The organism is Psychroflexus lacisalsi, from assembly GCF_020164495.1.
Taxonomy (GTDB): Bacteria; Bacteroidota; Bacteroidia; order Flavobacteriales; family Flavobacteriaceae; genus Psychroflexus; species Psychroflexus lacisalsi.
Map to the genome: position 1 here is coordinate 437257 of NZ_JAIQYZ010000002.1, position 17205 is coordinate 454461.

Consider the following 17205-nt stretch of genomic DNA (forward strand, 5'->3'; position numbering starts at 1 on the left):
CAGCCACCGGTTCACCAGTTTACCAGTCCACAGTTATCAGTTGCCAGTCAACCAGTCTACCACAGACTGACAACAGACAACAGACAACGGAGAACACACAACTCACCTCTCACAACTCACTACTACACAACTACACCACTATACTAATCCACTACTCACCACTCACCACTCACCTCTCACAACTCACGACTCACTACTTCAAACCACTGATGCTTCACCACTTCCCAATCGAAGTGCTCGACTTTTTTACGGCCTTGAAGGGAGAGCTGCTGAGCTAAACTTGGATCATCCAACAGACGGATAATCGCTTGAGTGAATTCGTCTACATGTCCAGGGGATACCAACAAAGCTTCTTTTTCATGATCTAGGAGATAAGGCAGTCCACCCACATTGGTGGAGACCACAGGTAAGCCTAAGGCCATGGCTTCGATCACGCTTACGGGAGTGTTGTCGACATTGGTAGTATTAATAAACACATCAAAGTCTTGGGCGTACTGAAGCCAGTCTTCCTTTTTCATTCCTCCAGTAAAAGTCACTGGTAATTTATGTTCTTTGGCAAAGGCTTTACACTCCTCTATGGAATCATCTTTAAAAGGGCCTACCATACTGAGCTTCACCTTTGGATAAGTGAACCGCAACTCTTTTAAAACCTGAAGCGCTAAGAGAGGATTATATAAGTGGGCAAAAGACCGAACCCATAAGAGGTGGGGTTGGAGCTCTTGGCGTTTTTTAAAGGTATACAGATCGAGCTTGATAGTATTGGGGATATAGGTAAGGTTGGTGTAGCCTGCATTTTTAAATTCGTGTAACAAATAAGCAGAGGGCGCTACATTGACTTTCGCGTTCCCAAATAGCTTTTGGCAAAGCTGAGGATCACTTTTAAGCCGTTTGGGGAGATCACCGCCATGTAAAATAGGGATATAATCTAACTTTAAAAAAAAAGCCAATCGACTACTGATATAAGCAAACCAAAAAGCGGAAGTGCTATACGTGTCTATGAGTAAAACATCAGTTTTTGAAGCTTGAATTATCACTTGACCAAGCATCACCAGCAACCTCAAGACCGGATTCGTTTGACTTGATGCTGAAACAACTTTATAGCCATCACTCTCAAACTGGCTAGACAGATACTCTATGGTTGAGGTGTTTTTCCCTTTACGGGAGAGCTTGTTGCCGAGATAAAGCAGTCGTTTTGGGTTTGGTTTTGGGTCGTTTTTGTTTCGCATAATGAACAGATAAGAGGGCAAAGCCATACATAAATCCAGGAAGTGCTACTCGCATCGCAGAATGGTTGATGGTTAAAAACCAAAAGGCAACAAAGGGCAACATCAATAAATTTCTATTTTTCGATAATAAAAAGCCAAGCGGAATCAACAAAAGAATAAGAAGGGCGAAGATCCCTAAAACACCATGCTCCGCCATCATCCTAGAGACTTCATTATGACTTGCGGCAAGTTCTCCATCTAGCTCAAATCTAAAAAACTTTCCCATCCCAACCCCTGCACCTAAAAAGGGATCTTCAAAAAAAGCCATTAGCTCTTCACTAATGATTTCTGCTCGGCCAGTGGTGATGTCTTTATCTTCTCCTCTTGCATTTTGACCAGCATAGCGGTTATAAATTAATCCTCCTGTCACCGCCATCGCAGTTCCCCAAAGCAGGAACCCTCCTACCCCAAGCCCTATTAGCTTTACTGTGGCTTTTGCTTTTTTGGCTAAAGGCGCCCAATTGATATAAAGCACCGTAAAAACAGCCATCATCACGATGGCGGTTATAAAACCACCGCGGGAAAAAGTGAGTAAACACCGATAAGTCAACAGACCTAAAAGACCTATATTAATAAAGTTTAACAAATTATTTTTATAGGGGATCAGAAACCGGATGAAGGCTAGAAACATTCCTAAGCCTAGAATCGTGGCCACTTGGTTTCCACTATATCCTCCTGAAGCTGCTTGGTTGGACTCGGTGGTAAACACGATATTCTCTAAAGCAGGCGCATATAAAATAATATACACCACCATGCTTAACACAGGAAGCATCATGACATCAACCACCTTTAACAAGGTTTTAAATTTGATTTCCCGCTGGTAACAAAAAAGGGCTGTCGCGAATAAGGACAAGGGGCCGGAAAGATTAAATAAGACCGTTTTTCGAAAGCTCTCATCAAAATAATCAAAATTGAGGTATCCAACCACGACACCAGGTAATAGCAAGAACAAAAAAGCTAGCACAGGCCAAGCTTTCAATTTAAAGCCCTCGAAAAACATCCCTAAAAGCATGAAGAAGATGACTAAATATTTGCCCAATTCCCAAAACGGCATCGCTTTAGACATTCTTAAAAAAACTTCAGCGGCTGCGATATAGGCTGCAGCACCTAAAGCATGATAGGTTTTATCGGTCCGTTTTATGATTTGAAAAACAAAATACACCACGATTGATAGTAAATAAACCTGAGCTAAAACTCGGAATTTACTTACCAAAATACCTATCCCCACGTGAAGGAGTAAGCGCTGAAGATATAAAGTGGTGTCTTTATCTAAGCCGAACATGAATGATTTTTTCGTTTATCGCTTGGGTGTAATACTCGTAAGTAAAACGCTGAGCAAAGGTATAATTTTTAAGTCTAAGGCTTTTGAGTTCCAAAGCTGTTAATTGGTATAAGCGCTGTAAACTATCCACTAACGCATCAGGAGTCAACTGATCTAATAAATAGCCATTCTCCCCATCGGTAATATAGTCTTCCAAACAAGACACTTTAGAGACGATAGGCACGCATCCATAAGCCATGGCTTCGCCCACCACTTTCGGAAATCCCTCAGATTTAGAAGGCAGTAAAAGCGCGTGAGATTCACTTAAAAGCTGATGTACTTTTGGTTTGGGTAAAAACCCATGAAATTGAATCGGTGTCTCTATCTCTGAAGCCATCTGTTCGTAGGCTTTACGATCGGGGCCATCTCCTATAAAATGTAAAATTTTAATAGGAATAGAGGTTTTCATTAGGCTTAAAGTTTCTAAAATAAGAGGTACTCCTTTATGGGCGTTTAAAGCCCCGACGAAACACAGCGTCCACCCTTCCTCTTTCGAATCTGGTTTTATAGTTAGCGCTGGCTTGGCTTCAACATAATTCTCTTTGGTAAAACAAGGGTTATCGAAAGGTAGGAATTGCGGCCTGTCTTCCCAGTTTCCGTTATAAGTCACTTGAGTCTCAGGCTCTAGGTGCTTTAGAAGCCATCGCTTTTGGAGTTGATTTCCTAAGGGCATCTGTGGATCTACCCAATTACCCGCATATTTCACCCAATACGGTTTTGCATTCACCCATTTCAAATACGGCAAAACATACAACCCCATTCCTGTTGGAGCTCGAAATTGAATGATATCTGCTCGTTTAAGGGCCTTATGGATTTGCCTTAAGTTAGATAAAGCTGACCAAGCAATACTAAGTTTCTTTACCCCTTTTCCTCCGGAAGGCATTAAAGGTATAAATTCAATTTGAGTTGTATTTGCATAGGCTAGGCTACTTGGGGGAGGATTGCCTTTATGCAAAGGAGCAATATGAATAATGCGATCGGCAATGTCCAGCAAATGATTGATCTCCATCACTGTAGAACCCCATGCCAAAAGAGTTCCTTCGGCATCCAAGTAATGTTCCGTATGAGAGATAATGCAGAGGGTCATTTTTTTATTTATCAGGCGAGACTTTGTCACTATTCGTGTATTCGTTTATTCGAGTATTCGTGTATTCGTGTATTCGTGTATTCGTGTATTCGTGTATTCGGCGAGACTTCGTCTCTAATGGTGTATTCGTTATTTCGTGTACTTGTCATATCGAGTGGTTTTTACTTTGCTTTTTTGAAGCTAAATAAAAATTGTATCGAGATACCGATTATTCTATTATACGATTATACGACTATTCGTCCTTTCGTGTATTCGGCGAGACTTCGTCTCTAATGGTATATTCGAGTATTCGTGTATTCGCCACTTTGTTTTTACTATTTTCCGATTATTCTATTATACGACTATTCGTCCTTTCGTGTATTCGTGTATTCGGCGAGACTTCGTCTCTAATGGTGTATTCGTTATTTCGTGTACCTGTCATATCGAGTGGTTTTTATTTTGCTTTTTCATAGCTAAATAAAAATTGTATCGAGATATAGTCAGTACTTTTTCCGACTATACAATTATACTACTATACGACTACACTTTTATACGACTAATAATTGTTTCGTGATTTAAATCTAATATTTGGTTTTGACATATTTTTTATAGCCTGAAAGTAATTTTCTAGTTTTCTCAAGCATTTCAAATACTTCTTCAATTGACTTGTCATCTAAATAATTCAGATTTTTTGCGATTATAATTTGGGTATCTAGTTCAGCGGCGGAACCAATAGAATAACCTACAAATTGATGTAGCTCTTTCCAACTATTTCTACCACTCCCTTCAGCAATATTAGAGGGAATTGAAACAGCAGATCTTCTAATCTGGCTCGTCAGTCCAAAGTTCTCAGATTTGGGAAAGGCTTCTGTAAGCTTATACACAAGAGTGACTAACTCCATAGATACCTTCCAAACATCTAATTCTTTATGGTTCATGTTTTATTCGTGTATTCGTGTATTCGTGTATTCGTGTATTCGTGTATTCGTGTATTCGTGTATTCGGCGAGACTTCGTCTCTAATGGTGTATTCGTTATTTCGTGTATTCGTGTATTCGTGTATTCGGCGAGACTTCGTCTCTAATGGTGTATTCGTGTATTCGTGTATTCGTGTATTCGGCGAGACTTCGTCTCTAATGGTATATTCGTTATTTCGTGTACTTGTCATATCGAGTGGTTTTTATTTTGCTTTTTTATAGCTAAATAAAAATTGTATCGAGATATATTCAGTACTTTTTCCTACTATACTACTATTCGTCCTTTCGTGTATTCGTGTATTCGGCGAGACTTCGTCTCTAATGGTGTATTCGTTATTTCGTGTACCTGTCATATCGAGTGGTTTTTACTTTGCTTATTCGAAGCTAATTAAAAATTGTATCGAGATACCGATTATACTACTATACGACTATACTACTATTCGTCCTTTCGTGTATTCGTGTATTCGTCCTTTCGTGTATTGGTATATTCGAGTATTAGTGTATTCGCCATTTTGTTTTTACTATTTTCCGATTATACGACTATACTACTATTCTATTATACGACTATTCGTTGTTTCGTGTATTGGTAAATTCGAGTATTAGTGTATTCGCCATTTTGTTTTTACTATTTTCCGATTATACAATTATACGACTATACTACTATTCGATTAGACGACTATACTATTATACGACTATTCGTTTTATCCATTCAAAATTAAAATTTATTTACAGATGTTCTTCAATCTTTTCTATATAAAGTTGACCTATTTTATCCCAAGTAAAATTTGTACTCCAAACTTTAGCTTGCTTTGCATAGGTTTCCCGCTGAGATGTAATTTTATCTACGGCCTCTAAAATGGCCTGAGGATCATGAGGATCGACCAGCTGACCTGAATAATCAGCCTTAATCGCATCTTCAATACCACAATTGACACTTCCCACCGCTGGGAGTCCTAGAGCATTGGCTTCTAAAATAGCAATCCCGAAACCTTCTACATCTCCTGTCGAGGTCTGTTCACTTAGCATCATAAAAACATCCGAAGCAAGTAATAGCTTTATTTTTTCCTCTTCTGCCAGCCTCCCATGATGGCGAATATACTCGTTGATCTTAAGCTTGCTAGCTAAGTTTTCTAAGCGTTCTTGATCTGTGGGGAGACCTACGATATGATAGATAAGATTTGGGTAAGTTTTTATAAGTAAAGGCAAAGCTTTAATCACATTATGTTGCCCTTTGCGCTGAGTAAGGTTTCCAACGGTGATTAAGTGCAGGAAGTCACTCTTTGTCTTCTCTTTATACTCAGGTTTTTTATGCACCTCATTAAGCTGAGACAAGTCAAAGCCATTTGGGATCACAGATTTTTGTTTTAGATTCAAATGAGACACGAGATTTAAGGTGAAGTTGGACACCCCAATCACATGATCGAACCGTTGCAAAGACCAATTGGTAAATCCTCTGGCTAAAGAGTTGGATAATTGAATTTCACTCCCATGAATAATCGCCACATAAGGTTTTGAATAAAATAAAGATAAGAGTCCTCCAGTCCAAAGTGAAAATTTACCAGAAACCAGAATCAAATCAGCCTGTTTAGCAGACTGAAACGCAGAAACCAGTCTTAAAAGATAAGTCCATAAAATAAAGGGATAGCGTTGAACGCGATGACTTGAAAATTTTTGAAGTTGATCAAATTCCTTTTCCTCTACTCCATCTTGAGACCGTTGATCGGCCAGCACTTTTACTTTATAGTGCAATGACAATTGCTGTGCCAAATGGTAAGCATGGTTGCCAATCCCACCAGGTTGTGGGGGAAATTCGGAGGTAATAAGTAGGATGGTTTTCAATGCGTTGTTCGTTTACTTGATGTCGTGTATTCGTTTATTCGGCGAGACTTTGTCTCTAATGGTGTATTCGTCCTTTCGTGTATTCGTGTATTCGGCGAGACTTTGTCTCTAATGGTGTATTCGTTATTTCGTGTATTCGCCACTTTGTTTTTATTATTTTTCGACTATACGACTATACTACTATCCGTCCTTTCGTGTATTCGTGTATTAGTGTATTCGCCATTTTGTTTTTACTATTTTCCGATTTTATAATTATACTACTATACGACAATTCGTTCTTTCGTGTATTGGTGTATTCGAGTATTAGTGTATTCGCCATTTTGTTTTTACTATTTTCCGATTATACGACTATTCATTGTTTCGTATATTTGGAGATTTGTTTATTCGGTTACTCAGTTATTTTTTTCCTACTATACGATTATACTACTATACGTCTAAACGACTATCCGTTCTTTCGTGTATTGGTATATTCGAGTATTAGTGTATTCGCCATTTTGTTTTTACTATTTTCCGATTATACGACTATTCATTGTTTCGTATATTTGGAGATTTGTTTATTCGGTTACTCAGTTATTTTTTTCCAACTATTCTACTATACGATTATACGACTATTCGTTCTTTCGTGTATTGATATATTCGCCATTCCTACTATACGATAATTCCATTATACGACTATACAACTACAAACCTCCGGCTATAAGACTCCCAACTACATCAACTTTTCAATTTTAGCACCTTCTTGAAGCTTTTTACTGGCTAATGACCAAGATTTATAGACCTGTAAAAAGACAAGCGGTGAAATTAAAATACTGATTAACATTCCTAGAAGCATCATATAAGAATTACGTTTATATCGATAAGGCATTATTGAACTTGGAACCGTCTTTAGCAAAGCCCACCGAGTCGCGGTATTGCCATGGTACTTTCGGAAGAAATAGACTACACTAGGTATAGGTCGCGGATCTAACCATTTTCGAGGTCGAAATGCATCCCAACTCCCCATTTCGCGTAATCCTCCTACGCTAGCTTTTACATCTATGCATGAAGCTAAAGGATTTGAAATACTTTTAATCCCTTTCAAATAAACACGCAATCCAAATTCACCATCGCCCATTCGCTGCTTTTCAAATTGACGATCAAACAAACCAACGTCTTGGAATACAGATTTGTATAAAGCTGCATTACCAGTTGCGAATTGTGATGCTAACTTAAAATAATTGCTATCCATAGGTATATTCATACCCTGTGGATAAAAAACTCCTGCTGAAACCTTAGCGTCAAAAAAATCTAAGCATTTTAAATGCTGAACAATCCAGTCATCATTTATCCTCACATCGTCTTCAGACAACAAAATTACTGACCCTTTAGCATTTTTAATTGCTGTATTTCTAGCCAACCAAAGGGCTTTTTCTTCCTGATGTATCAGCTTTAAGTCGAGTTTAAAGTCCTTATAAAAATCCTTTTGAAAAGGCTCTGACTGATCTACGACAATCACTTCAAAGTGTTTATAATCCTGTTGTTCCAAATCGAGGAGCACATCTTTTAAATAAGGATAGCGGTTTAAGGTTGGAATGACAATACTTACCAAAGGCTTGGAGGCGAGCAGGCTAGACTCATAATTGGAATAACTTGGGTAAGGAATATACTCTTGTGATAAAAATTGACGTTGAGTTTGTCGAGTTTTAAAGAAAGCACTAAGCTCCTTAATTGGATTTTTAAGGGATAGCAGACGTATTAAAAGCGTGTAAAGCACCCAAGCCTGATGAAAGTTTTTACGGATAAAGCGATATTCATCACTAAGGGGTAATTTTTCAAAATTGATGTAGGTATCTGCCTCCCCGATATAGCCCTTTTGAATCGCTTGCCAAGACAAATCATAGTTTTTTGCTAGTTGAGAGCGGTAAGAGTCATCTTTAGAAAGATGAACTAAGGCCGATTCTGGAAGTTCTTCAACTTTTGGAAACACGCTGTGTCGGTCTTTTATAAAAAGACGGAAATAATGGGTTGGCTGAAGATAGGTGAGGAATTTAAAAGGCATAAAACTAATTAATTTTTGCAGGTACACCAATTAATGATAAATTATCATTGTAAAAGCTTTTTACAACACAAGCCATCGCCGCGATTTTGATGTTATTACCTAATTGAAGTGGTCCAATAATACAGGCATTTGCTCCAATATTACAATTATTTCCAATTATTATTCCTTTAGAACCATTCTTAACTCCTATAATATTTCCACCTGTTAAGGTTAGCATCTCCCCTATTTTAGCTTTTCCTGAAATTACAATACCGGCAGATGGATGATGTATGTTTATTCCTCCTTGAATTTCGGCTTTGTGATGTATGTCACAATTGGAGATAATTTGAAGTAAATAAAAAAAGGGTGAGAATAGTATCCTTATAAATTTGTAATAACTTTTAAACATGCCATAAAAAAATCTATCTAGCCGATAAGAGAAAACTCCCCAAAATGCACGGTTAAACAACAAAACAATAAGCCTATATTTATTTCTACCCAATAGAGAATTTATGTCCTTAAATAAATATCGAAATTGTTTCAATCTCTTCTATATTTTAAAAATTTATAATCTATTAAAAGTTTAAGACTAAACTTTTTACTAGTCCCCTTCAGATCAAATTATTGGTCTTGATAGGTCGCATTGAACTTACTCAAACAAGCTTGATTAAGGTGTTTATTTAACCCAAAAGAAATCCATGTAAATTCTGGATGGTATGAAAACATCTTATTAAATAAGGTGGTTCCTGAGCGCCCTGAAACATGAATTATGGTATTCATTTTAGAATAGCATTTACAAAGGATTGAGTAGCCAAAACTCTCCCCCTCTTATTGACATGAATAGCATCATAAAACAAAGCTGTATCTTGAGCTAGTAATGTAGAATGATTGATCATGGTATAGGCTTTTGGTGTGATCTGCTGCTGATTCAACAGTGGTGATTGGTATAGAATGAGTTCTATACTATTTTCTTTACAAAGTAATTGAATTTTTTCTAGATAAGGGTTCTTAAACTGATATTCTGATCGTTTTATCGTTTTGGTCTCGAGTGAACTGCCTAAATTAGGATAAACATAATTTCCCTTCGCATCAAAGCGATTGCGATAGTTTGGCTTTGCCAGAGCAATCAATGAGGGGTAAAAAAGCTCGGTGTTATAATAGCTAAAACCATATAAGGGAACAAAAGTACTCCCGTAAACTGGAGACAAGTCATCAGTGGGTAAGCCCTTAAAATGATCTTTCACCTCTTTTTTAAATATAAAAGGCAAAAATCGATAAGCGTTATTGCCTAGTTTAGGATGAGCATTGGCAACATCCCAAGGCGTAATCGCGAGAATACATCGTTTTAACTGGCCTCCTGACTCTAGAAAATGTTTTAGCATAAGGTAGTGAGAAGGCAAAGCAGTATCATCCATGCTCAGATTCAAACCCTGCCAGTTGGTCAAACTATCGATTTGCTTGGTATCTAAAGTGGTTAGACCTGTGCTCGATCCTAACACGATATAATCCAAATCTAAGTTATCTTGGTTGATCGCAAAACTAGGTTTATAGAACGTAGATTGTCTCAAACTCCAAAAACTTCCTAAGGCAATTAGGTTAAGCAGGATAAAAACCAAGCTTCCGTAAAGAGCGATATGTTTTAAGAAGATTTTCATCAAAATTGAAAGTAAATAAAATCAGCTTGATTTTTGAACGCTCCCATCAATACGATGCAAGCGATAATAAAAGCAGCAGAAAACCTATTGAGATTAACTTCGACCAACTGTTTTCTAAAGGCTTTAAATTCAAAATAAAGCATGATTAAAACGCTAAAAAGTATCACAGCACTTAATAGAATAAATTTTGAGGACTTGATAAAATACATCAAACTCACAGATTTAAATTCTGCTATGTTATACATATACTGTAAGGCTTCAGTTAGGCTATTGGCTCTAAAAAAATCCAAGCCAAACAGACGATGGTAAAAGTAAATCCAATTTTAAGAATCTGCTGAAACTGGAGGGCATCGTTTTCCAGATATTTCCGGTTCAACTTAAAGATCAATAAAGGCAAAAAGAAAAGCGCGTGCAAGGCTCCCCAAATGATAAAGGTCCAATTGGCGCCATGCCAAAATCCACTAACTAGAAAGATAATCAACACATTTCTCACTTGAAGGGAACGTTTCACGCGGCTTCCCCCCAATGGAATATAAAGGTAATCTCTAAACCAGGTTGATAATGAAATATGCCAACGTCTCCAAAACTCAGCAATATCTCTGGAAAAATAAGGAAAGGCAAAATTGGTCATTAATTGAAATCCAAATAGTCGAGCGGTCCCGATGGCGATATCGGAATAGCCCGAAAAATCTCCATAGATCTGAAAGGCAAACAGCACCGCACCAAATCCCAATTCTGCACTCGAAAAGTTATCGGGATTATCAAAGATTTGGTTGACCAAAAAGGCGCAATTATCGGCAATCACTACTTTTTTGAATAGCCCCCAGATAATTAAATACACCCCAGATTTCGCCACTTTATAGCTAAAGCTTCTAGCTTGACTAAATTGGGGAAGGAGTCTGGTAGCTCGCTCTATGGGTCCTGCCACCAGCTGAGGAAAAAATGCGACATAGGCGGCGAAGTTCAACAAGCTATGAGTAGGTTGAAGTTCTTTTCTGTAAACATCTATAGTATAACTAAGGGTTTGGAAGGTATAAAAAGAAATCCCAACCGGTAAAATAATGGAAAGTGTACTTACTTCTAAATCTACGCCTAAGCCTCCCCAAGCCTCTACCCAAGAGTCAATAAAGAAATTGAAGTATTTAAAAACACCCAAAAAGCCTAGATTCACCAATAGACTCGTCCAAAGCAAAGACTTAGATCGTTTTTTAGAATTAGATTTTCCTAGTGCTTTACCCAAATAAAAATCGAGTAAAGTACTAAAGAGGATAAGGCTTAAAAAACGCCAATCCCACCAGGCGTAAAACACATAGCTGGCCACTAAAATTAAAGCATTTTGTGCCTTTAGCTTTGTTCTCAGCACAAACCAATATAGGGCAAAGACTATTGGTAAAAAGACAAAAAAAGTAAAGGAGTTAAAAAGCATATTAAGTCGTATAAAATTCAGAAAAAGACTTGGCTTGTTGTTCTAAGCTAAAGTCATCATGAACCCGTTGAATAGCCTTTTGACTTATTTGTTCTTTTTCGTGATTAGATCTCTGCATCACCTCTATAATCTTTTGAGCTAACAAGTGGGGTTGACCTTTAGGAGATAAGAACCCCGTTGTATTGTTTTGTATGTTTTCAGATAAAGCACCAGCATCGTAGGCTAAGCATAGCTTTCCTAAAGCCTGAGCTTCTAAAACTGCATTACAAAAGCCTTCACTTAAACTGGTCTGAACGTAAATCTCTGTTTTAGAAAGTTCTTCTAAGGTCTCGGCATGACTAAGTTTTCCTAATAAAAGGACTTGCTCTTGCAAATCTGCTTTATAAATATGATAGGCATACCTCTCGGTGTGTTTCTGATCTCCCTCACCGATGACCTTCCACTCAAAATCAATTTGCTTTGACTTTAGATGTTGAGCTGTTTCAATTAAGTCATCTATTCCTTTGATCCAATGCAACCTTGCAATCGTTAAAAGTTTAAACTTTGTACCCAAAGTATCACTAGATAATTGAATCTTTTTTATAAAATCAAAATCTATCGCAGGATAAATCACTTCACTATCGACCGACTTAGAAAGCCCCAAATCAAAAGCTTTTTCTAATAAATAATTAGAAATGCTATGTACCTTATCGACATGCATCCATAATCTTTGATAGCAATCTCTATTCTTTAAGAGGAAAACCTCTATATCATAGCCTCGAAAGCTTACCGCAAGTTTTGCTCCAATAGCTTTAGGGACAGTCTCACGGTCTATAGCCATAGTGGCAAAACCAAAGTGGATCCAATTGGCATTTAACTTTAAAAGACTCGCATTGATATAGATTTTTTCTATCAAACGCTTAAAGGACGTTCCCTCTTTTCGCTCTAGGTTGATGTATCGATTCACTTTAGTCCAATAAGCCAATAAGCCTACAAACACTAACAACATACTTAACAATTGCCTAATGGGATTTTTATACACCCTAGGATGTTGAATATGTGCGCATAAGTCAAAGGATTTATTGGTAGCTGCTGTGACCAAAACTACCTGATGCCCATTAGCCTTTAAACCTTTAATTTTCGAACGAAAAAAAGTTTCTGAATACCCAGGGGGTTGAGAAAGGACTAAAGTAATTTTCATGTAAAATAAAAAAATGAAGTTAAGAATTTAGACAATAATACTCTCTTCCTTGACCGAAAATTGAAAGTTTTCAAGGGTCTCAATATTTCAAGACTGTTGCATACAAATTCATCATATCTTTAATCATTTTCTCTTCATTATGCTGCTGTTCCACTTTTTGACGTGCTTTAATAGTGATATTTTTTATTTGCTCCGCATCTAAATTCATGAATTTGATTATTTGCATATTTAAAGCTTCTGAATCTCGAATGGGTACAATCCAACCTTCTTTGTTATGAGTAATCAACTCCTCCATACCACCACAATTGGTGGAGATAACAGGCGTACCTAAAGCCATTGACTCAACAGCAACATTGGCAATACCCTCTTCAACACTCGGCAAAAGCATAACATCGGCATGATATACTTTCTCGAACACCTCCTCTTGTGGTATTTTATAAGTTAGGCTGATATGATTTTCTAAGCCCAAATCATGTATCAAGAATAAAACTTCTTCATCCCCTTGACCACCAATAATCGTATAATGAAAATCAATACCCTTTTGCTTTAAATAGGAACAAGCTTTTATTGCTGTTGGATAATCTTTAACCCAATGAGATCTGCCTACAGAAATCATTTGTAATTTTTCTGATTTATGTTTTAAAGTTTGATTCATTTTTAAACTAGAAATTGATGTTCCTGAATAAATCACATGATTTGGTATATCTATTATTGAAATAATTTTTTGATATCTTACAGATATAGCTTTAGAAACAGAATGTAGTCCATCTAAACGGTGATAATAATTGCTTAGGATCTTAGCAAAGCTTTTACTTACAAAAGGTGTTATATTATTTTGTGAACCCCGCTGGCTCAGAATAATTTTAAAATTCAAGTTGTTAAAATAAGGTTCCAACCAGAGCAACAAGGTTGGCCATTGTACATGCACAACATCGGGCTGCAAGTTTTTAAGGACTAAGTCTAAATTCTGTTTTTGCAAGGCTTTGCGATTGCCTTGGACTAAAAATAGCATAGCCTGAAAAAAGCTTTTGGGTAGACCCCATCGAACTGCCAGCCCTAAACTTGTTTTTATAAACTTGAGTTTTGATTGATTACTGCCCAAACTTTGGTACTTAACCATAGGGATAGGATTAGAATTTATTTCATTGAAACCAATCACACTCACCTTTTGACCTTGAATAATTAAACCCATAATAAGGCGATTGATAAAGGCGGTGGTTTTAAAAGAACCGTCAAAGATGATGATATGCATGATTAAGATTTTATTTTATCCAAAAAACAATTAAATTTATTAATCATTATTTGCTCAGAATGTTCTTGCTGTATGTAAGCCAAAGCATTCTGACTCCATTCTTCATACATACCTTTATTATTCTCAACATGTGTAAGAGCTGCAACCAATTCTTTTTGAATAGAAGTTGATTGTATTAAAAATCCATTTTTATTATTCGTAATAGCCTCTTGATTACCTCCAATAGCGGTAGCTATTACAGGTTTGCCATAACTTAAAGCTTCCAATAAAAACATGCTATTTCCTTCCCTATATTTGGATAGTACAGCAGCAAAGTCAATGGCCGTATAAAATAGGTGAAGATCTGCATGCGTTACCCAGCCCATCCAATGAACCGCATTTTTTAAATATTTTGCTTCAAAATTTTTAAGCTTCTCAAAGTAGTTATGGTTGGGTGTTTTTTCATATTTGATATCCCCAGCAATTAAGATTTGATAATCCAGACCCCTATTTCTTTTTTCTTTAATTGCTTCAAAAAGTTCAAATAAAGACTTTTCCTCGCTAAACCTTCCTGCAAACCCGATAACTATTGTATCACCGGCTATATTAAATTTGGAGCGTATTTCTTTTCGTGTATTAACTAGTACCCGATTAGTTTTAGTTTGTTCTAGGGTTGAATTATATATGGTTTGCGTAGGAAAAGATATTGTTTTAAACTGCTTTAACTCTTTTATAGGTTCCTTTGTATTAGCTAAGAACCCTGAACTATGCTTAATTAAATAGTGCATATTCTCTTTCCCTATACGGCCATTAAGATCTGTACTCCTAAAAAAGTAAACATGCTTGCTATTGGGCAAAGCCTTAACTAACATTTTAAACAACTCAAAATGCATAAAAGTGATAACAAGATCAGGTTTTTCTTCCTTGGCTAAGTTGACTAAACCGGTATAATAAAGTATGCGGTCAACTTGAGTAAACCCATATCTTTTTTTCAAAATACGGTAAGGCATCTTGTTTAAGAAGTGCTCTAAGATACTTGTTTTTAAATTCACTTTGGGATGTAAAAAAATACCGGTATTAAAATCTAGCTGTGCTAAATCAAGATGATCTTTACTGATAACCCGTATTTGGTATTTATCTCTATCTATATGATTGGCTAAGGTATAGATAATCCTAGCCACACCTGGACTGTGTTTTAAAGGAGGCACCGTATGACGAGAACCAGATGCTATTAGAATTTTATTTGACAAATTGTATTGATTTTAGAGCATCCATAAAACATTCAGACATTTTTTGCACAGTGAAGCACTCTAGGTATTTATCTCTAGAGTATTTAGAATATCTGCTGTATAATTCAGGATTTAGATATAATTTTTCTATGTGAGATGCTAGTTCTTCTTGGTAATTTTCTTTTTGAATGATTAAAAATCCATTCTTGCCATTTGTTATTAATTCTGGATTCCCTCCGGAATTTGTAGCTATTAATGGTAAACCGCATGACATCCCTTCAATTAAAGATAAGGATAAGCCTTCTGAAGAAAATGAAGGATCAGTAGGTAAAACAAGTATATGGGATTTATTGTATAATTCTTTCATTGCTTTTTCTTTCAAGAAGCCAGTAAAGTTAACGGGGAAGTCGTTTTGTGCTATATAATCTAAACATTCTTTTAAATATTCATCCCCCTGTTTTAATCCTCGGATAGTACCTGTGGCACCAGCTATATTCAAACTAAGCTGGTAACCTTTATTTAAAAGGATTCCGTAAGCTTTAATTAAATATAAAACTCCTTTTTCTTTGCATATTCTTCCAGAATATAAAATTTCAAAATTGGTAAAACTATGTTTTTTGGAAAGTTGCATACTATTTACTCCATTAGGTATCGAAAAATATTGGTTAATTTTTAGTTTTTTATTAAATTTTTTATTTGCTTCTAATTTGGCAGCTTCATTTACTCCAAAAATTGCTTTTGTATTTTTAATTAGATTCTCCCATTGTTGCTCTTTTAACTTGGTATGTAAAGACGTCCCGTGATGGTAAAAAACAATTTCAACATCTGGGCAAAATAGCTTTAGCATATTTACTAATCCTGGGCTTACGTGCACAATTAATTTTTTGTGTTTATGTTTTTTAACAAATAAACAAACCATAATAAAGAAATGGAGTTGTTGATCACTCGCAGTTATAAACAATTGTTTACGCGAGGCATAAGAATATCTCAGCTTAAGCGAAAACAGAAGTAGATGACTTAATCTTGAGTATTTAACGTGATGGAATATTTTTCGATCGTAATTTTGCTTTTTAAACTTTGGGTTTGTGTTGGAAAGCACTTCAAATCGGCTGTCGTTTAATGCTTTTACGGTCTCTTCAATTACTTTAGCTGGAGCAGCTCCTTCTGGAGATGGAACAGAGTTTAGTGAACCATAGATGATTAGAATTTTATTGTGCATTTTTCAAATGTTGTTTCAATGCCGAAGCTATTTTACGGAGATATATAGAATTAATTGTTTGATTACTAATTAAGAATTCTTTACACAAAAAACCCAAAGATTTTAGAATATTTCCTTCCCTCATCACCTTCAAAGCATTTTTTTTCTTCCAGCTCTTGTGCCACAAATGGACAGCATAGGAATCGCTGGTGATATAATTAAGATATTCATTAAAAGGTTCTGATTTTGTTGGGTTAGGATAGGCATAAAAAAAGTCTTTATCAAAAACTCTCAAATTTTTATAATTTGCTTTTTTTATGGGCCCAGAGTAGCAGTACATCTCTCTATAGATTTGGGTGAATATTTTTGGAATCACAATCTGTTTATAATCTAACCTATCCGTTTTTAATTCTTTATAAAAATTTAAACAATTATGAATATAGGGATGGTACGGTATTGCACCAATAATGCCACAACTAACATAATTTTCCGATTCTAAGCCTATAAAAGCTTTATAGTGTAAGAATTGGTCCAAAGGTTTTAACAAAAGCATATCCGTATCAAGATAGATACCTCCTTCATTATACAATGCGTTAAGCCTCACATAATCAGCTACGAAGGCATACATTTTGTCTGTATAAGCTTTTTTAAGAAAAGGATGACTTAAATCTACATTGGTTTCATCCCACCGCTGTATTTCATATTCTGGCAACCATTTTTTCCAAGATTCAATACAATCCTGAACGATGCTAGGCTGCTCTTTAGGACCAAACCAACAGTAATGAATTTTTTTAGGAATCAT

Annotated in this window: 16 protein-coding genes; all 16 read right to left on the reverse strand. The window is 36.2% G+C overall.

Annotation, left to right across the window (positions count from 1 at the left end):
- Positions 1 to 176: 176 nt before the first annotated feature.
- Entirely contained in the window at positions 177 to 1226 is a 1050-nt protein-coding gene (locus LB449_RS09330) for a glycosyltransferase family 4 protein (RefSeq protein ID WP_224454830.1), read from the reverse strand.
- Complete coding sequence (locus LB449_RS09335) at positions 1156 to 2547, reverse strand: O-antigen ligase family protein (RefSeq protein WP_224454831.1); 1392 nt, start codon at positions 2545 to 2547, stop codon at positions 1156 to 1158. The genes LB449_RS09330 and LB449_RS09335 overlap by 71 nt, the downstream gene beginning before the upstream one ends.
- The gene (locus LB449_RS09340) at positions 2531 to 3673 is read right to left on the reverse strand and encodes a glycosyltransferase family 4 protein (RefSeq protein ID WP_224454832.1); all 1143 of its coding nucleotides are present in this window, start codon (positions 3671 to 3673) and stop codon (positions 2531 to 2533) included. The genes LB449_RS09335 and LB449_RS09340 overlap by 17 nt, the downstream gene beginning before the upstream one ends.
- A 560-nt stretch (positions 3674 to 4233) precedes the next feature.
- On the reverse strand, positions 4234 to 4590 hold the full coding sequence (locus tag LB449_RS09345) for a four helix bundle protein (protein ID WP_224454833.1): 357 nt from the start codon (positions 4588 to 4590) through the stop codon (positions 4234 to 4236).
- Positions 4580 to 4819: a hypothetical protein gene (locus LB449_RS09350; RefSeq protein WP_224454834.1), complete on the reverse strand. Its 240-nt coding sequence runs from the start codon at positions 4817 to 4819 to the stop codon at positions 4580 to 4582. Before LB449_RS09350 ends, LB449_RS09345 begins: the two co-directional genes overlap by 11 nt.
- Before the next feature lie 535 nt (positions 4820 to 5354).
- The gene (locus tag LB449_RS09355) at positions 5355 to 6467 is read right to left on the reverse strand and encodes a glycosyltransferase family 4 protein (protein ID WP_224454835.1); all 1113 of its coding nucleotides are present in this window, start codon (positions 6465 to 6467) and stop codon (positions 5355 to 5357) included.
- A 709-nt stretch (positions 6468 to 7176) separates the two neighbouring features.
- Positions 7177 to 8505 (reverse strand): glycosyltransferase family 2 protein, encoded by a 1329-nt coding sequence (locus LB449_RS09360; RefSeq protein ID WP_224454836.1) that lies wholly within the window; start codon positions 8503 to 8505, stop codon positions 7177 to 7179.
- 4 nt (positions 8506 to 8509) lie between these two features.
- A complete protein-coding gene (locus LB449_RS09365) occupies positions 8510 to 8986 on the reverse strand; it encodes a serine acetyltransferase (protein ID WP_224454837.1) in 477 nt (158 codons plus the stop codon).
- Positions 8987 to 9260: 274 nt separating this feature from the next.
- Positions 9261 to 10139: a hypothetical protein gene (locus LB449_RS09370; protein ID WP_224454838.1), complete on the reverse strand. Its 879-nt coding sequence runs from the start codon at positions 10137 to 10139 to the stop codon at positions 9261 to 9263.
- The gene (locus LB449_RS14045) at positions 10139 to 10384 is read right to left on the reverse strand and encodes a hypothetical protein (protein WP_224454894.1); all 246 of its coding nucleotides are present in this window, start codon (positions 10382 to 10384) and stop codon (positions 10139 to 10141) included. The genes LB449_RS09370 and LB449_RS14045 overlap by 1 nt, the downstream gene beginning before the upstream one ends.
- A 17-nt stretch (positions 10385 to 10401) precedes the next feature.
- On the reverse strand, positions 10402 to 11502 hold the full coding sequence (locus LB449_RS09380; protein WP_317196212.1) for an MBOAT family O-acyltransferase: 1101 nt from the start codon (positions 11500 to 11502) through the stop codon (positions 10402 to 10404).
- Positions 11503 to 11566: 64 nt separating this feature from the next.
- On the reverse strand, positions 11567 to 12745 hold the full coding sequence (locus LB449_RS09385; protein ID WP_224454839.1) for a glycosyltransferase family 4 protein: 1179 nt from the start codon (positions 12743 to 12745) through the stop codon (positions 11567 to 11569).
- A gap of 79 nt (positions 12746 to 12824) precedes the next feature.
- Entirely contained in the window at positions 12825 to 13997 is a 1173-nt protein-coding gene (locus LB449_RS09390; protein ID WP_224454840.1) for a glycosyltransferase family 4 protein, read from the reverse strand.
- A 2-nt stretch (positions 13998 to 13999) separates the two neighbouring features.
- Positions 14000 to 15226: a glycosyltransferase family 4 protein gene (locus LB449_RS09395; protein ID WP_224454841.1), complete on the reverse strand. Its 1227-nt coding sequence runs from the start codon at positions 15224 to 15226 to the stop codon at positions 14000 to 14002.
- Complete coding sequence (locus LB449_RS09400; RefSeq protein WP_224454842.1) at positions 15216 to 16424, reverse strand: glycosyltransferase family 4 protein; 1209 nt, start codon at positions 16422 to 16424, stop codon at positions 15216 to 15218. Before LB449_RS09400 ends, LB449_RS09395 begins: the two co-directional genes overlap by 11 nt.
- Positions 16414 to 17205 carry a glycosyltransferase gene (locus tag LB449_RS09405; protein WP_224454843.1) on the reverse strand — a complete coding sequence of 264 codons (792 nt, stop codon included), beginning with the start codon at positions 17203 to 17205 and terminating at the stop codon, positions 16414 to 16416. Before LB449_RS09405 ends, LB449_RS09400 begins: the two co-directional genes overlap by 11 nt.